Source organism: Streptomyces durbertensis (assembly GCF_014156695.1).
GTDB classification, from domain to species: Bacteria; Actinomycetota; Actinomycetes; order Streptomycetales; family Streptomycetaceae; genus Streptomyces; species Streptomyces durbertensis.
In genome coordinates, this window is sequence record NZ_WMLF01000101.1 from 1 (window position 1) to 14,733 (window position 14,733).

16 protein-coding genes are annotated in these 14,733 nt (G+C 71.9%); 7 read left to right on the forward strand and 9 right to left on the reverse strand.

Translation table 11 applies throughout. The features are described 5' to 3' along the window. Positions 1–496 (forward strand): GMC oxidoreductase (locus GL263_RS09600; protein ID WP_182855178.1); only part of this gene is annotated, 496 nt, incomplete at its 5' end. Between the two features lie 128 nt (positions 497–624). Here GL263_RS09600 and GL263_RS09605 read toward each other — a convergent pair. After that, positions 625–1,614: an LAETG motif-containing sortase-dependent surface protein gene (locus tag GL263_RS09605; RefSeq protein ID WP_182855179.1), complete on the reverse strand. Its 990-nt coding sequence runs from the start codon at positions 1,612–1,614 to the stop codon at positions 625–627. A 1,026-nt stretch (positions 1,615–2,640) separates the two neighbouring features. Continuing rightward, the gene (locus tag GL263_RS28295; RefSeq protein WP_323379319.1) at positions 2,641–2,982 is read right to left on the reverse strand and encodes a chorismate mutase; all 342 of its coding nucleotides are present in this window, start codon (positions 2,980–2,982) and stop codon (positions 2,641–2,643) included. 359 nt (positions 2,983–3,341) lie between these two features. On the opposite strand from GL263_RS28295, the gene guaA reads away from it, so the two are divergent. Then, positions 3,342–4,946: a glutamine-hydrolyzing GMP synthase gene (guaA, locus tag GL263_RS09615; RefSeq protein ID WP_323379320.1), complete on the forward strand. Its 1,605-nt coding sequence runs from the start codon at positions 3,342–3,344 to the stop codon at positions 4,944–4,946. 112 nt (positions 4,947–5,058) lie between these two features. Further along, a complete protein-coding gene (locus GL263_RS09620) occupies positions 5,059–5,643 on the forward strand; it encodes a Uma2 family endonuclease (RefSeq protein WP_228456332.1) in 585 nt (194 codons plus the stop codon). A gap of 30 nt (positions 5,644–5,673) precedes the next feature. On the opposite strand, the gene GL263_RS09625 is transcribed toward GL263_RS09620, so the two are convergent. Beyond that, positions 5,674–6,540, reverse strand: coding sequence for an SDR family oxidoreductase (locus tag GL263_RS09625; protein WP_182855183.1), 867 nt, complete (start codon positions 6,538–6,540; stop codon positions 5,674–5,676). 111 nt (positions 6,541–6,651) lie between these two features. Here GL263_RS09625 and GL263_RS09630 point away from each other — a divergent pair, with 111 nt between their 5' ends. Further along, the gene (locus tag GL263_RS09630) at positions 6,652–7,071 is read left to right on the forward strand and encodes a winged helix-turn-helix transcriptional regulator (RefSeq protein ID WP_182855184.1); all 420 of its coding nucleotides are present in this window, start codon (positions 6,652–6,654) and stop codon (positions 7,069–7,071) included. An 8-nt stretch (positions 7,072–7,079) separates the two neighbouring features. Here the strand turns inward: GL263_RS09630 and GL263_RS09635 are convergent, their stop codons facing one another. From GL263_RS09635 to GL263_RS29040, 4 genes are all read right to left on the reverse strand, one after another. After that, positions 7,080–8,588 (reverse strand): FAD-binding oxidoreductase, encoded by a 1,509-nt coding sequence (locus tag GL263_RS09635; protein WP_182855185.1) that lies wholly within the window; start codon positions 8,586–8,588, stop codon positions 7,080–7,082. A gap of 99 nt (positions 8,589–8,687) precedes the next feature. After that, positions 8,688–8,873 carry a DUF397 domain-containing protein gene (locus GL263_RS09640; protein WP_182855186.1) on the reverse strand — a complete coding sequence of 62 codons (186 nt, stop codon included), beginning with the start codon at positions 8,871–8,873 and terminating at the stop codon, positions 8,688–8,690. Between the two features lie 61 nt (positions 8,874–8,934). After that, complete coding sequence (locus GL263_RS09645; protein WP_182855187.1) at positions 8,935–9,123, reverse strand: DUF397 domain-containing protein; 189 nt, start codon at positions 9,121–9,123, stop codon at positions 8,935–8,937. Between the two features lie 10 nt (positions 9,124–9,133). Beyond that, entirely contained in the window at positions 9,134–9,604 is a 471-nt protein-coding gene (locus tag GL263_RS29040; RefSeq protein ID WP_323379321.1) for a DUF5753 domain-containing protein, read from the reverse strand. Positions 9,605–9,751: 147 nt separating this feature from the next. Here GL263_RS29040 and GL263_RS09655 point away from each other — a divergent pair, with 147 nt between their 5' ends. Next, positions 9,752–11,062 carry a methyltransferase domain-containing protein gene (locus GL263_RS09655; protein ID WP_323379322.1) on the forward strand — a complete coding sequence of 437 codons (1,311 nt, stop codon included), beginning with the start codon at positions 9,752–9,754 and terminating at the stop codon, positions 11,060–11,062. Here the strand turns inward: GL263_RS09655 and GL263_RS09660 are convergent. Both GL263_RS09660 and GL263_RS09665 read right to left on the reverse strand, forming a co-directional pair. Continuing rightward, entirely contained in the window at positions 10,951–11,628 is a 678-nt protein-coding gene (locus GL263_RS09660; protein ID WP_182855189.1) for a LuxR C-terminal-related transcriptional regulator, read from the reverse strand. The genes GL263_RS09655 and GL263_RS09660 overlap by 112 nt on opposite strands. Continuing rightward, complete coding sequence (locus GL263_RS09665) at positions 11,625–12,869, reverse strand: ATP-binding protein (protein ID WP_182855190.1); 1,245 nt, start codon at positions 12,867–12,869, stop codon at positions 11,625–11,627. The genes GL263_RS09660 and GL263_RS09665 overlap by 4 nt, the downstream gene beginning before the upstream one ends. Before the next feature lie 135 nt (positions 12,870–13,004). On the opposite strand from GL263_RS09665, the gene GL263_RS09670 reads away from it, so the two are divergent. Both GL263_RS09670 and GL263_RS09675 read left to right on the forward strand, forming a co-directional pair. After that, on the forward strand, positions 13,005–14,480 hold the full coding sequence (locus tag GL263_RS09670) for a PspC domain-containing protein (protein ID WP_228456335.1): 1,476 nt from the start codon (positions 13,005–13,007) through the stop codon (positions 14,478–14,480). Then, positions 14,477–14,725, forward strand: coding sequence for a hypothetical protein (locus GL263_RS09675; protein WP_182855191.1), 249 nt, complete (start codon positions 14,477–14,479; stop codon positions 14,723–14,725). Before GL263_RS09670 ends, GL263_RS09675 begins: the two co-directional genes overlap by 4 nt. The last annotated feature ends 8 nt before the right edge of the window (positions 14,726–14,733 follow it).

A 14,733-nucleotide genomic window follows, 5' to 3' on the forward strand; every position in this document is an offset into this window, starting at 1 on the left:
CCCCCTGCACATCCCCGCCGGCGCCCGCGCCGCCCGCCACCTCGCCGAGGAGATCAACGGCTTCGCCGGCACCAACGTCGGCGAACTCATGGGCACCCCGCTCACCGCGCACTTCCTCGGCGGCTGCCCGATCGGCGACGACCCCGAACACGGCGTCATCGACCCCTACCACCGGCTGTACGGGCACCCCGGCATCTCGGTCGTCGACGGCGCCGCCGTCACCGCCAACCTCGGCGTCAACCCCTCGCTCACCATCACCGCCCAGGCCGAGCGCGCCATGTCGCTGTGGCCCAACAAGGGCGAGGCCGACCCGCGCCCCGCCCAGGGCCGGCCCTACCAGCGGATCAGGCCCGTCGAGCCGCGCACCCCGGCGGTCCCGGAGTCGGCCTTCGCCGCCCTCCGCCTCCCGCTGCTCCCGGTGCCGACGGTGCCGCCGGCGCCGTCCGGGCCGGTTGTCCCGCCGGCGCCGCCCGAGGGCACCGCGACGGCCGACTGAGGGCCGGCTCCCGGCGGCCCGCGTTCCCACGCCGAAGGGCCCGGACCTCTGTTGAGGTCCGGGCCCTTCCCGACTCAGCGGCGGTGCCGCCGGGTCACAGCCTCAGCGTCGAGCCGATCGATACCCACTCAGGCGGCGGCGGTGGTGCTGTCGTCGCTGCCCTTGCGGCGGCGGACGACAAACATGGCACCGGCGCCCAGCGCCACGGCGGTGGCACCGGCGAGCGCGAACATCGGCAGCTTGGAGTCGGAACCGGTGTCGGCCAGCTTGCCGGTCACCGGCAGCTTCTCCAGACCACCCTGCGGCGCGGGCTTCTTGACCGGCTTCTTCTCACCCTTGGCGTCGTCGATCTTGCCCGGCTTGGCGCCCGCGGCCAGGATGTCGAACGCGTAGTTGTTGATCTCGGATTCCTGGCAGGTGCCGTCACCGACGACGTGGACGCCGAAGGTCATGACAAAGCCGATGCCGGCCGGGGCCTTCGCGTCGACCTTGATGCGCATCTGGGCCTCGGCGTACTCACCCGGCTTGAGCTCGGTGGTGGTGCCGAAGTAGCCCGCCTCGTCCTTGATGGTCGACCAGGCGTTCTTGTTCGGGTCGAACCACTGGTGCGTGAGGACCGCGCTGACCTCCTCGAACTCCTTGTTGTCGATGGCCCACGCTTCCGCGAAGGCGGCCACGTTCTTCATCGACTGCTTGGAGTTGTTGGTGACGCGGTAGGTGAAGTTCTGCCAGCCCGAACCGGCGACGACCTTGCTCGGCAGACCCCGCACCTCGGTGTCGATGGCCGCGGCGGCCTCGTCGACCTCCGTGCACTCCGCGAGCTCGTCCTCGTCCTCGTCCGTCGAGTCCTCGGACTCGGTCGGCTTCGGCTCGGGGGAGGTCTCGGTCGGGGTGGGCTTCGGCTCCTCGGACTCCGGGGCGGACTCCGTCGCGGTCGGCTCCGGCTCCGTGGTGTTGTCCGCGTCCTTGTCCTCGCGCTCCTCGCCCGGCGCGTCCGTGGACTCGGCCGTCGGGGCGGGGCTGGCGGTCTCGGCGTACGCGGCGGGCGCGGCAAGCAGGGCTGCGGGGGCGATGACGGCCGTGGCGGCGGCGGCCGCGACTGCGCGACGGATCCTCATGTGTGCGACCTCGTGACTTCTCTTGGGAAAGCGTGGTCAGTGCCTTCGCGGCCAGTCGGTGCACGGGACGAAGGCAGGGTCAAACGTGTGTGGCCGGCGCGGCGCGTGACGCGCGGTGCGACCTGGCGAACCGAACAGTAATCCCGAAGTAAAAGCCCTGTCAGGAGCGTTAGCCGGGGGCGCCTGGGAGGGACGTCGCGAAACCAGGGGACAAATCGATCACTGTCGGGGCAGTTGCCCATGTGGTGGGAGTTTTCTGTGTGTGGAACATCACGCGGCTGACGGGAGTAGTCACGCGGTGGAGGCGGAGCTTCCGCCCGGGCGCCGCCGGACGGGCCGCTGAACGTGCCGTGGGGACGCCGTCGGGACGGCGTCGGAACGGCGCCGGAGTGTCGTCGGAACGCCGCCGGGCGTGCGAAGGGCCCCGGGACGCCGTGGGCGGGGGAGTGTGCGTCCCGGGACCCTCCGAGGATCGGTCGCGGCGTCAGGGCGGCGCCGCGACCGACCGGGCGGCGCCGGGGGGTGCGCCGCTGGGGTGAGGTCCTGCCGGCGGCCTCTCCGGCTGCCGGGGTACTGATGGTGGGCCCGGTCGACAGGTCTGCGCAACCGTTTCTGCCGATTTCTCCCCAAGTGGTCCCGAGGTCGTCCACGAAGCGGTAAGGGGCGCCGTCACACCCGCGGGCGGCCGGCCTCCGGCGTCCCGGAGGCCGGCCACTTGGAGAGTGACCGGGCTGCTGTCCCCTGCTGTCCGGTCACGGCACCGAAGCGAGGTCCCACGACGCGCTGCCCTTCCCTCATCGGCAGGGCCGGCGCCTCATCGCTCCGGTGGTACCACCCCTACAGTCGCCGGGCCCCGGCCGACATCTGGGGCACTCGGACCAACGAAGCGCGTCCCGCCGGGTAACGCTCCGTACGGGTGACGTGGCCCCCGAGCGGAGCCGCCGGCGCGCGCCCACCCACCGGCGTACCACTCCCACCGCGCCCGTCCCGCCGCCCGCCTCCGGCATCGGGTTCGGGTTCGGGAGCTCACACCCGCCCGCGCGACAGTTCCAGCAACGTCATCGCCAGCGTCGTCCCCGGGCCGCCCAGCTCCGCGCGGAAGCGGCTGAGCACCTCCATCTCCCGCGACAGGTGCACCCGCCGCCCACCCGCGGCGATCCGGGCGTGCTGGATACGGCTCGACACCTCCATCCGCTCCCGCACGAGCCGGATGATTCGCGCGTCCAACTCGTCGATCCGCCCCCGCGCCTCACCGATCACCCGCTCGGGATCGGGCGCGGCGCCGGCCGCGGCGGGCGAAGGCTCCACAGCGTCTGTGCTCGGGGTTGTCGCGGCGCTCGGGGTTGTCGCGGTGCTGGTGGTGTTCACGGGGTCGCTCCTCGCTGGTGCGGTGGGAGCCGCCCGGCGGCCGTCCGGCCCGCGACGAGACACCGCCGCCCCGGGCCTTGGATCGGCCCGGGGCGGCGGTGGAGGTGTGTGGTGTCTGTTGTTCAGACAGCGTGACACGACCCACGGCAGCCGGACGGGCCGGTGCCATAGGTAAACCAGAAGGCCGTGTACGCACGCATGCCGCACAGTATGCCCCGCCCCCGTGCCGTGAGGCCGGCGACACCACCGGTGCCGCGCGTCCGTGGGGCAAGCCCGACCGGCCGTCCCGGCCGGGCTTCCCGCCGTGGCCGGTAGACTCGGAGGCACTCTCCCGCTCGACCCGCCGAAAGGCAGCATTCGTGGCCTCCACCGTGGCATCGACCCACACCGGCGCGCCCGCCGCACCCGACACGGTCCTCGTCGTCGACTTCGGCGCGCAGTACGCCCAGCTCATCGCCCGCCGCGTCCGTGAGGCCCGGGTCTACAGCGAGATCGTCCCGTCGACCATGCCGGTCGCGGAGATGCTCGCCAAGAACCCGAAGGCGATCATCCTCTCCGGCGGCCCGTCCTCCGTGTACGCCGAGCACGCGCCCACCGTCGACCGCGCCCTGTTCGAGGCCGGCGTGCCGGTCTTCGGCATGTGCTACGGCTTCCAGCTGATGGCGCAGACGCTCGGCGGCACCGTCGACAACACCGGCGCCCGCGAGTACGGCCGCACCCCGCTGACCGTGAGCAAGCCGGGCTCCACCCTCTTCGAGGGCACGCCGGTCGACCAGTCCGTGTGGATGTCCCACGGCGACGCCTGCTCGGCCGCCCCCGAGGGCTTCGCCGTCACCGCGTCGACGGAGGTCGTGCCGGTCGCCGCCTTCGAGAACGACGAGAAGAAGCTCTACGGCGTGCAGTACCACCCCGAGGTCATGCACTCCACGTACGGCCAGCAGGTCCTGGAGCACTTCCTCTACCGCGGCGCCGGCCTCGCCCCCAGCTGGACGACCGGCAACATCGTCGAGGAGCAGGTCGAGGCGATCCGCGCCCAGGTCGGCACCAAGCGCGCCATCTGCGGCCTGTCCGGCGGCGTCGACTCCGCCGTCGCCGCGGCGCTTGTCCAGCGCGCCATCGGCGACCAGCTGACCTGCGTCTACGTCGACCACGGCCTGATGCGCAAGGGCGAGACCGAGCAGGTCGAGAAGGACTTCGTGGCCGCCACCGGCGTCCAGCTGAAGGTCGTCGCCGCCGAGAAGCGCTTCCTCGACGCGCTCGCCGGCGTCAGCGACCCGGAGGAGAAGCGGAAGATCATCGGCCGCGAGTTCATCCGCGTCTTCGAGCAGGCCCAGGCCGAGCTCGTCGCGGAGGCCGGCGAGGAGGGCGAGGAGGTCGCGTTCCTCGTCCAGGGCACGCTCTACCCGGACGTCGTCGAGTCCGGCGGCGGCACCGGCACCGCGAACATCAAGTCCCACCACAACGTCGGCGGCCTCCCCGAGGACCTCGAGTTCGAGCTGGTCGAGCCGCTGCGGCAGCTGTTCAAGGACGAGGTCCGGATGGTCGGCCAGGAGCTCGGCCTGCCGGAGGAGATCGTCCAGCGGCAGCCGTTCCCCGGCCCGGGCCTCGGCATCCGCATCGTCGGCGAGGTCACCAAGGAGCGCCTCGACCTGCTCCGCGAGGCCGACGCCATCGCCCGCGAGGAGCTGACCGCCGCCGGCCTGGACCGCGACATCTGGCAGTGCCCGGTCGTGCTGCTCGCGGACGTCCGCTCGGTCGGCGTCCAGGGCGACGGCCGCACCTACGGCCACCCGGTCGTGCTGCGCCCGGTCTCCTCCGAGGACGCGATGACCGCCGACTGGTCCCGCCTCCCGTACGACGTGCTGGCGAAGATCTCCACGCGGATCACCAACGAGGTCGCCGACGTCAACCGCGTCGTCCTCGACGTCACCAGCAAGCCCCCGGGCACCATCGAGTGGGAGTGACGCTCCCCTCTCGTCAATGCGGATGCCGCCACCCCTCTCAGGGGTGGCGGCATCCGCATTCCGCCCCGCTACTGTGGCGTCAGGCTCCAGAATCCGGGCTATGGGAGGAACCATGACCGCCGAGTCCTCGATCTCGTTGCCTCTTCCGCCGCAGGACGGCTGGACTGTGGACGATTTCTTCAACCTGCCTGACCTCCCGCCGCACACAGAGCTGATCGACGGGAGCCTGGTCTTCGTGAGTCCACAACGGGACTTTCACTCGCTGGCTGTGGACCTTCTGGTCACCGGGCTCCGGCAGTCCGTGCCGGAGCACTACCGCGTCCGGCGGGAGATGAACGTCGTCCTCACACCGAGGACGGCGCCGGAACCGGACCTCCTTGTCCTTCGTGCTGAGGCCTGTCAGGGCCGCCGGCAGGTACGTTACGAGGCAGCGGATGCCGTTCTTGTCGTGGAAGTCGTCTCACCTGAGTCGCAGGAACGAGACCGTGACACCAAGCCCGGCAAGTACGCCAAGGCCGGCATTCCACACTTCTGGCGGGTCGAGATGGCGGGCGAGCACGACTACCCCACCGTCTACGTCTACGAACTGGACCCGGCGACATCCGCCTACGCGCTCACGGGTATCCACCACGACCACCTCAAGCTGAGCGTCCCGTTCGACATCAACATCGACCTGACCGCCATCGACCACCTGTAGGCGCGCCGACCCGGCCGCGGGCGCGGGGGCTCAGGCGCCGAGCCCCCGCAGGGCTTCCGCGACCGAGTCGCGGAGCGGGGTCGTCGGGCGGCCGATCAGCCGGCTGAGGTCCTTGCCGCGTGCGGCGAGCGCGCCGCGCGCGACGTGGTCGTCGACGTCGACGAGGATCGCCGCGAAGGCGGCCGGCAGCCCGGCGCCGAGCAGTATCCGCAGGTGCTCGTCGGCGGGCACGTCCGCGTGCGCGACCGGTCGGCCGGACAGTTCCGCGACCAGCGGGGCGTACTCCGCGAGCGACCAGTCCGCGTCGCCGTTCAGCTCGTACGCGGCCCCCAGGTGGCCGTCCGTCGTCAGTACGGCCACCGCGGCGGCCGCGTAGTCCGCCCGCGTCGCGGAGGCGATACGGCCCGCACCGCTGTTGCCCACGACGGCGCCGTGCTCCAGGACGGGGGCCAGGTTCTCGGTGTAGTTCTCGGTGTACCAGCCGTTGCGCAGCAGCGTGTGGGGGACGCCGGACTCGACGATCAACCGCTCGGTCTCCTGGTGCTCGGCCGCCAACCGGAACTCGGCGGTCTCCGCGCCGAGGATGCTGGTGTACGCGAGCTGGGCGACGCCGGCCGCCTTCGCCGCGTCGATCACCGCGCGGTGCTGCGGCAGCCTGCGCCCGACCTCGTTGCCGGAGACCAGCAGCACGCGGTCACCCGCGCGGAACGCGTCGGCGAGCGTCTCCGGACGGTCGTAGTCCGCGACCCGGATCTCCACGCCCCGCGCGGCCAGATCCGCCGCCTTCCCCGCGTCGCGCACGACGGCGGCGACCTCGGCGGCCGGCACCACGTCGAGCAGCCCCTCGACGACCAGCCGTCCGAGCTTTCCGGTCGCTCCGGTGACCACGATGCTCATGTCCCACTCACTTCCTATCGGCATGCTTTCGGCCGAGATCGCCCGGCCGGAAACGACCGTAACAAGGAAGCTAACCGAAAGTTAGTACCCACTTTGAAGTAAGGTACTGACATGAGTGAAAGTGTAAAGGTGGCGGCGACGGACACGCCTCTCAGCGACCTGGCCCCCGACGTCTTCTCCGCCCAGTGCGAGTCCCGTGGCGTGCTGGAGCACGTCGTCAGCCGCTGGGGCGTGCTGGTCCTCGCCGCGCTGCTCGAAGAGGGCACGCAGCGATTCAGCGCGCTGCGGCGCCGCATCGGCGGCGTCAGCGAGAAGATGCTCGCCCAGACCCTCCAGACCCTGGAACGCGACGGCATGCTCGTGCGCGAGGCGAAGCCGGTCGTGCCGCCGCACGTCGAGTACACCCTCACCCCGCTGGGCGAGCAGGCCGCCCAACAGGTCTGGGCCCTCGCCCGCTGGACCGGCGAACACCTGCCGGAAGTCCTCGCCGCCCGCGCCGCCTACGACACCCGCCGCAACGGCGCCGGGTGACTCCCGGGTCATGCCGAGCCGATCGCCTGCGGGTAGTGGAACGTGCCCGACGGGTCGTAGCGCTTCTTGACGGCGACAAGGCGTTCGTAGTTCGCGCCGTAGTAGGCGGTGTGCCAGTCGGTGAGGTCGGGGTCGGGGAAGTTGACGTAGGCCGCCCGGGTGCGGAGTCGCGCGGCGAGCGTCCGGTGGATACGGCTGGTCCGGGACAGCAGTTCGGCCACGTCCGAGCGGCGGGCGTCGTGCCGCCAGTGCGTGCCCACGTCGATGACAAACGTCGCGTCCCGGTGCGGATACGCGGTTTCGCCGGGCCCGGGGACGGCGCTCTCGCCACCCATGGCGAACAGCGTCACATAGCCGGTGCCCTCCGCCGGGCCGGGCCGCCAGTCCCGCACCCACTCGACCACCTCGGCGACCGTCGTGGCGTCCAGCCAACGGTTCGGAGCCAGGCTCCTGCTCGACATCGCGGACTTCTCGGGGTTCGTCAGCAGGTAGTCCTGCGCGGACCAGAAGTGCCGCTGCTGGACGAAGTCCTTACGCGGCCGCAGCTCCCGGATCGGTCGCAGCAGCCTGTGGAGACGGTCGTCGGTGCCGAGGTACTGACCGAGCAGTGCCACGGCCGGACGCTCGTCCTCCGCCCGCCGGGCGAACGCCACCCGCACGTCGAGATCTCCCGCGCCGTCCCTGACCAGCGCCTCCTGGACCCGGTCCATGAGCCGTTCACCGGCGTCGAGGTCGAGCACGAGGTCGAAGACCGTGGCCGTCTGCCGGTCGACCGAGACCGGTCGGAAGCCGAACGCGGTGTTGATGCCGAAGTTGCCCCCGGCGCCTCCCCGGCAGGCCCAGAACAGATCCGTGTTCTCCCGGTCGTTGGCCCGTACGACACTGCCGTCCGCGAGTACGACCTCGGTCTCCACCAGCCGGTCACACGTCATGCCCCACTTGCGGTCGTTGAAGCCGAGGCCGCCCCCGAGCGTCAGACCGGCGACGCCGACGCCAGGACAGCGCCCGCCGGGGAAGTACAGGTTCGCCGCGCGGGCGGCGTACACGTCGGAGTTGGTGGCGCCCCCGCCGAGCCGCAACCACCGGCCGTCCGGCCGCACCTCGTTCATCCGGCGCAGGTTGATCAGCAGGCCGGTGGTCGTGGAGTACCCGGCGTAGTTGTGGCCGCCGGAACGCGGTACCAGCGGGACCCCGTGCTTCCGTGCCCACAGCAGCGCCGCTCGCACGTCGTTCCGGTCCCTACAGGAGACGATGCCGGCGGGAAGCACGTGCGCGTAGCGGAGGTTGTCGGGTTCGGCGAGCGGGCGAAAGCCCTCGCTGCCCGGCCGATGCAGCGACGCACCGGGGCCGAGCGCCCGCTCCAACTCCCGCCAGGCGCCCGGCTCGGGCTGGTCGTGCGGCTTCGGACCCTGCGGTTCCGGCAGCGGCCCCGCCCAGGAGGTCTGGCCTCCCATCAGTACGGCCGCGCCGGCCGCCGTGCCGACTCCGAGCCTCAGTACGTCACGTCGTTGGGGCATGGTCGCTCTCCGCGTGGTGGTTCCCGCTGTCGGTACGACGGCAGTCAACACCAGGCGTGACGGAGAGCTATCGGACCATGCGCCGCGTGTCGGAGTTCGTCAGGTGACGGGACGTTTCCCCAGGTCTGCGAGGAAGTCGGCCCAGGCGTCGGGCGTGGTGACGAAGCGGGCGTCGGGCCGCTTCGAGTCCTGAACCGCCACGGCACCCGCGACGTTCGTCGCGACTTCGACACACTCGCCGCTGCCGCTGCTGAAGCTGGACTTTCGGAATGAGAGCTGATCCATGACCACGACGCCTCCCTGCGAGCAGAATCGCATGCGCGAGGTGATGACTGACTCGTTCTTCTCAGGGGCGTCCGTGCACCTGTATGCGGGTGAGGAAGGCCGCCCAAGCCGCAGGCGTGGTCGTGAGCCGCGCCTCCGGCCGCTTCGAGTCGCGCACGGATGTTCCCGCGCCGGTGTGGCGTACCTCTACGCAGTCGCCGTTCTGCATGCTGTAGCTGCTCTTGAGCCAGCCGGTCTCCGGTCGCGGCATGGTGCCCCTCCTAGGTTGCGAGTTCGCCGGCGATTCCGGCGATGAGTTCTTCCGACTTGCGGGCGCTGAGTGCCGACGCGCGCAGGTGGTTGAACACGTCGTCGTAGTGCGCGGTGTCCTCGGCCGCCTCCAGGTAGGCGTGGCTTGTGTAGTGCTCCAGGAGCACCACCTCGAGTTTCGCCGGTGGAGGAAAGCCGTAGAGCGTGAAGGGGAGCATTCCGCCCATGCAGGCCCCTGCCGAGAAGGGTAGTACCTGCAGAGTTACGTTCGGAAGCTGTGCCACCTCGATGAGGTGGTGCAACTGCCGCTGCAGGACTCCCCGTCCGCCAACCTCCTGCCGTAGGGCGGCCTCGCCGAGTACGACCCACAGGCTGAGCGGGGTGGCGTCAGAGCGGGTGAGTGCGTTCTGGCGTTCCATGCGGATGCCCAGCCTCGTCACCTGTTCGCCGTTCAGTGCTCCTGAGCTTCCGCCCTGGATCACGGAGGTGGGGCACGTCCACAGGAGGCAGCGCGTCGTGGGTAAGCACGGTGACGGCAAGGGCGGGACAGAAGGGGGCAAGCAGCAGTCGCCGAAGGAGTCCGACGGGCAGTGGAACCGGCCGGTGCCGCCGAAGCCGAAGGTGAGCGAGTGACTTCGCCGGAACGACTGCTCCAGGAGTTGCGGGCCAAGGGCACCTTGCCCGAGCCGTGGCGTGACGCGGTCGCCTCCGTGCCGCGTGAGCTGTTTCTTCCCGACACGATCGAGGTCGGCGAGGAGATCGTCTCGCGCGGCACCAGCCCGGAGCGGTGGCGACAACTCGCCTACGACGACGTCGCGCTGGTCACCCAGGTGAACGACGGCGGCGCCACGAGGGCCGACGAGTACCGGTTGCCCACGTCGTCCAGCTCGATGCCGACGGTGATGCTGGAGATGTTGGAGCTTCTCGACGTGCGCGAGGGGCAGCGGGTGCTGGAACTCGGCGCGGGTACCGGCCTCAACGCGTGCTGGCTCGCCCATCGTCTCGGTTCCGAGCAGGTCACCTCGGTGGACATCGACGGCGCCCTTGTGGAGCGGGCGACCCGGAACGCGGCGGCGGCCGGGTACAAGCCGGTGTTCGTGTGCGGCGACGGTGCTCAGGGGTGGCCCGCCGGGGCCCCCTACGATCGAGTGATCGCGACCTACACGGTGCCGCGCGTCCCCTACGCGTGGGTGGCACAGGCGCCGCGCGGGCGCATCGTCACGCCGTGGGGCGGGAGCTTCTGCCACTACTCCTACGCGGTGCTGGACGTGGTGGACGGTGTCGGCCGGGGACGCTTCACCGGTAGCCCCGCCTTCATGCGCACCCGTCCCAGCCGGCCGCACCGGGGATTCCTCTCGGACTTCCTGCACCACCTGGACGACGGCACCGAATCGGCCACCACGCTCAACCCGTACGACCTGGCTGGCGACTTCGACGCGTTGTTCTACGTCGGTCTCGCCTTGCCGGACGCCTGGTTCCACCTGGTGGAGGCCGACGACGGCAGCGGGGAGGCGACGCTGTGGCTGCTCGCCGACGACCGGTTGTCGTGGGCGGCGGCCGAGTACGCCCCGGACTGCCGCAAGTACGTCGTGGACCAGTACGGACCGCGCCGCCTCTGGGACGAGGCGGAAGCCGCCTACCGGGTCTGGCAGGCGTTGGGGCCGACCGACACGGGACCGGGCCGGCCTCACGGTCGACCCGAGCGGCCAGCGCGTCTGGCTGGACGACGAGCACCACGTCGTCGGCTGAGCCGGCCGACCGGAGGCAGGACACTGGTGGCCGGCTTCACTCGGGGCGCTGACGCCGCCACCGGCGCCCCGCGCGGGGGTCAGACGAGGCGGCGGGCGGTGGCCCAGCGGGTGAGTTCGTGGCGGTTGGAGAGTTGGAGTTTGCGGAGGACGGCGGAGACGTGGGACTCGACCGTCTTGACGGAGATGTAGAGCTGCTTGGCGATCTCCTTGTACGCGTAGCCGCGGGCGATGAGCCGCAGCACCTCGCGTTCGCGCTGGGTGAGGCGGTCGAGGTCCTCGTCGGCGGGGGCGGCGTCGGTGGAGGCGAACGCGTCGAGGACAAAGCCGGCGAGGCGGGGGGAGAAGACGGCGTCGCCGTCGGCGACCCGGAAGATCGCGTCGACCAGGTCCTTGCCGGTGATCGTCTTGGTGACGTAGCCGCGCGCGCCGCCGCGGATGACGCCGATGACGTCCTCGGCGGCGTCGGAGACCGACAGGGCGAGGAAGCGCACCGGGGCCTCGGGGGCGGCCATCAGGGAGGCGCTGCGGCGCAGCACCTCCACGCCGCCGCCGCCCGGCAGGTGCACGTCGAGCAGGACGACGTCCGGTCGGGTCGCGGTGATGACGGAGACGGCCTGGTCGACGTCGCCGGCCTCGCCGACGACCTCGACGCCGGTGGTCTCCGTCGTGCCGATCTCGGCCTGGACGCCGGCGCGGAACATCCGGTGGTCGTCGACCAGGACCACCCGTGCCCGTCGGCTCTGTTCCTCGCTCATGTCTCCGCCCTCTCCATCTCCAGCTCGACCTCGGTGCCCTCACCAGGGGTGGACCTGATGCGGGCGGTACCGCCGTTGCGTTCCATCCGTCCGATGATCGACTCGCGTACGCCCATCCGGTCGGACGGCACGGAGTCCAGGTCGAAGCCGGGCCCCCGGTCGCGTACGGAGATGAACACCCTGCCCCCCTCGACCTCGGCGAACACCTGGACGGCGCCACCGCTGCCACCGTACTTGGCCGCGTTGACCGTCGCCTCGCGCGCGGCCTGCAGGGCGGCGCTGAGCCGGTCGTCGAGCGGGCAGTCGCCGACGCAGACGACCTCCACCGGCACGCCGTGGTCGTCCTCGACCTCCGCGACGGTCGCCTTGACGGCCTCGGCGAACGTCTGCGGCTCCTCCTCCTGCTCCTCGCCGGCGCCCCGGGCGCCCTTGTAGAGCCAGGCCCGCAGGTCGCGCTCCTGGGCGCGGGCGAGTCTGGCCACCTCGCGGGCGTTGTCGGCGTTGCGCTGGATGAGGGTGAGGGTGTGCAGCACGGAGTCGTGGACGTGCGCGGCGACCTCGGCGCGTTCCTGGGCGCGGATGCGCATCAGCCGCTCCTCGGAGAGGTCCTGCGTCATCCGGACGAGGTACGGGCCGGCGATCAGCGCGATGCCGACGAGCACCGCGACGGACGCCTGGAGCACCGCCCCCAACTGCCGGCCGGAACCCTGGATGACGGCGAAGCCCGTGACGCCGACGGCGACGAGCACCACGCCGACGGCCGTGCGGGCGATGGGGACGAACCGCTTGCGGCGGGTCATCTCCGTCCAGTGCTCGCGGCGGCTGTTGTCCGCCTGCCGCCAGACGACGGCGACACCGACCGCCATGATCAGCAGCGGCCACACGTAGGCGTTGGTGGCGCCGAACTTGAGGTTCTCCTCCAGCACGACCAGCGCGGCGATCAGGACGACGGCCGCGAAGAGGTAGCCCCGGTCGGGTTTCCGGCCGGCCGGTTTGTAGCCGGCGTTCACCCCGCCCGCGCCGAGCGGCACGACAAACCAGAACACCGCGTACAGCAGCGCGCCGAGCCCGCTGGTGAAGAACAGCACGACAAACACCACACGCACCCAGGCGGCGGGCACCCCCAGGTGTCCGGCCAGTCCCCGGGCCACCCCGCCCAGCCAGCGCCCCTCGGAACTGCGGTACAGCTTGCGCAGCGGAGGGGTGGGCACGGCCTCGGGCGCCCCGGCAACTGTGGTCATGCCCCGATCGTCACACGCGGCCCCGGGGCGGGACATCCGGGTAACCCCCGGAAGGAACCCTGAGGCGGGAAGTCAGGGACGCGTCCGGGCCGGTCCCGGATACCGCTGGTGCGGGTGAGTCGCCAGTATGGACGCATGACAGAGCAGCAGTGGGGCGCCGGCGCGCGTGCCGGCGGCTCGCCGGGCGCCGGAGCCCAGCGGAGCACGGACGGCGCGGAGGGCGCGGTGGGCGCTGACGGCGCGGCGGGCGCCCGTGGCGCCCGTGGCGCTGGTGGCGTCGGCGGGTCGGACTCCGGCGCCGTCGGCGGCTGGGGGCCGCACCAGCCCCCGCCCGGCCGTGCCCACGGCCGGCTGGAACGCAGCCGACGCCACAAGGTCGTCGGCGGCGTGTGCGGCGGACTCGGCCGCCACTTCGACGTGGACCCGGTCATCTTCCGGGTGCCGGTCGCCGCGCTGGCCGTGCTCAGCGGCCTCGGCCTGCTCTTCTACGGCTTCGCCTGGCTCTTCATGCCGATGGAGGACGAGGACGAGAACGAGGTGCGGCGGCTGCTGTCCGGCCGCGTGGAGCTGAGTTCGCTGGCGGCCGTGCTGTGCGCCCTGGCCGGCACGGGCCTGGTGCTCGCCTCGCTGGACAACAGCCGGGTGCTGACGTTCGGCGTGCTGGTCGGCGCGGCGGTCGGCGCGGCCGCGTACTGGTCGCAGAACCGGCGTACGGAAGCGGAGGACGGCGCGGAGTCGCGCCCGCAGGCGCCCCCCGAGGCACAGGCGCCGCCCACGCCGGTCGGGCCGTCCTGGTGGCGGGAGCCGCAGACCGCCGACTCCTACCTGTGGGGCCCGGAGGAGATGGACGGCGGCACCGCAGGCGAGCTGTGGCGCCCCCCGGTGGGGAAGCCGGCGGCGCCGCCGGAGAAGACGCCGCCCCGCCCGGCCTCGCTCGGCGGGCTCGTCTTCACGGGCGCGCTGGCCGCGGCCGTCGCCGGCGGTGCGCTCGCCTGGCCGACACAGCCGCTGGGAACCGCCCTGGTCATCGCGTTCAGCTGCGCGCTCGCCGTGTTCGGGATCGGTCTCGCGGTCAGCGCGTTCACCGGCCGGCTGGGCGGCGGCACGATCGTCAACGTCGTCCTGACCGGCGTGCTGCTCGCCGGCGCCGCCGCGCTGCCCAGCGACATCACCACCAACTGGGGCGAACGCTTCTGGCGCCCCGCTGCGGCCGCCGAACTGCGCCCGGACTACCGCATCGGCACCGGACGAGGCGTCCTCGACCTCAGCGGGCTGGAGCTGGAGGACGGTCAGACGGTCCGCACCTCGGTGCGGGTGGCCGCCGGCGAGCTTGAGGTCATCGTCCCGAAGGACGCCCTCGTGGAGGTCGACCTCACGGTCGGTCTCGGCGGCTACCAACTGCCGCAGGCCACCAGCGGCTCCGGCGACGGTTCGGTGCAGGGCGGCGGGTTCCGCGTCACCGAGAAGTACAGCATCGCGCCGAGCGGACGCGGCGACCCGAAGGGCACGATCGAGCTGCGGCTCGACCTCGGACTCGGCGGCGCGAACGTGATCCGGGAAGGCGAGCCCGCCTGGCACGGCATCCGGGCGTGGGAAGGGAGCCGGCCGTGAGTACCCGCAACCCGTTCGACCCGGCCAAACTCGTACTCGGTCTCGCGCTGATCGCCGTGGCGGCCGGCTTTGTCCTGCGCTCGCTGGACCGGCTCGCGGTGCCGTACGCGGTGCTTGTCCTGCTGATCCCGGCCGCGCTGCTGATGTCCGGCGTGGTGGCGGCGACGGACCGCCTGCTGCGTCGCCGCACCCGCTCGGCGGTGGCCGGTCGCCACCCGACCGACCTCCCCCCACCCCGCGGATAGCCCGGGGC

Excerpts from the sequence above, each read along its gene's own strand:
- GL263_RS09630 (WP_182855184.1), top strand. The coding sequence starts at position 6,652 with ATGAGTGAAAGTGTAAAGGTGGCGGCGACGGACACGCCTCTCAGCGAC.
- GL263_RS09620 (WP_228456332.1), top strand. The coding sequence starts at position 5,059 with ATGACCGCCGAGTCCTCGATCTCGTTGCCTCTTCCGCCGCAGGACGGC.
- GL263_RS09625 (WP_182855183.1), bottom strand. The coding sequence starts at position 6,540 with ATGAGCATCGTGGTCACCGGAGCGACCGGAAAGCTCGGACGGCTGGTC.
- GL263_RS09605 (WP_182855179.1), bottom strand. The coding sequence starts at position 1,614 with ATGAGGATCCGTCGCGCAGTCGCGGCCGCCGCCGCCACGGCCGTCATC.
- GL263_RS09635 (WP_182855185.1), bottom strand. The coding sequence starts at position 8,588 with ATGCCCCAACGACGTGACGTACTGAGGCTCGGAGTCGGCACGGCGGCC.
- GL263_RS09645 (WP_182855187.1), bottom strand. The coding sequence starts at position 9,123 with ATGCCGCGACCGGAGACCGGCTGGCTCAAGAGCAGCTACAGCATGCAG.
- GL263_RS09640 (WP_182855186.1), bottom strand. The coding sequence starts at position 8,873 with ATGGATCAGCTCTCATTCCGAAAGTCCAGCTTCAGCAGCGGCAGCGGC.
- GL263_RS09665 (WP_182855190.1), bottom strand. The coding sequence starts at position 12,869 with ATGACCACAGTTGCCGGGGCGCCCGAGGCCGTGCCCACCCCTCCGCTG.
- GL263_RS09670 (WP_228456335.1), top strand. The coding sequence starts at position 13,005 with ATGACAGAGCAGCAGTGGGGCGCCGGCGCGCGTGCCGGCGGCTCGCCG.
- GL263_RS09660 (WP_182855189.1), bottom strand. The coding sequence starts at position 11,628 with ATGAGCGAGGAACAGAGCCGACGGGCACGGGTGGTCCTGGTCGACGAC.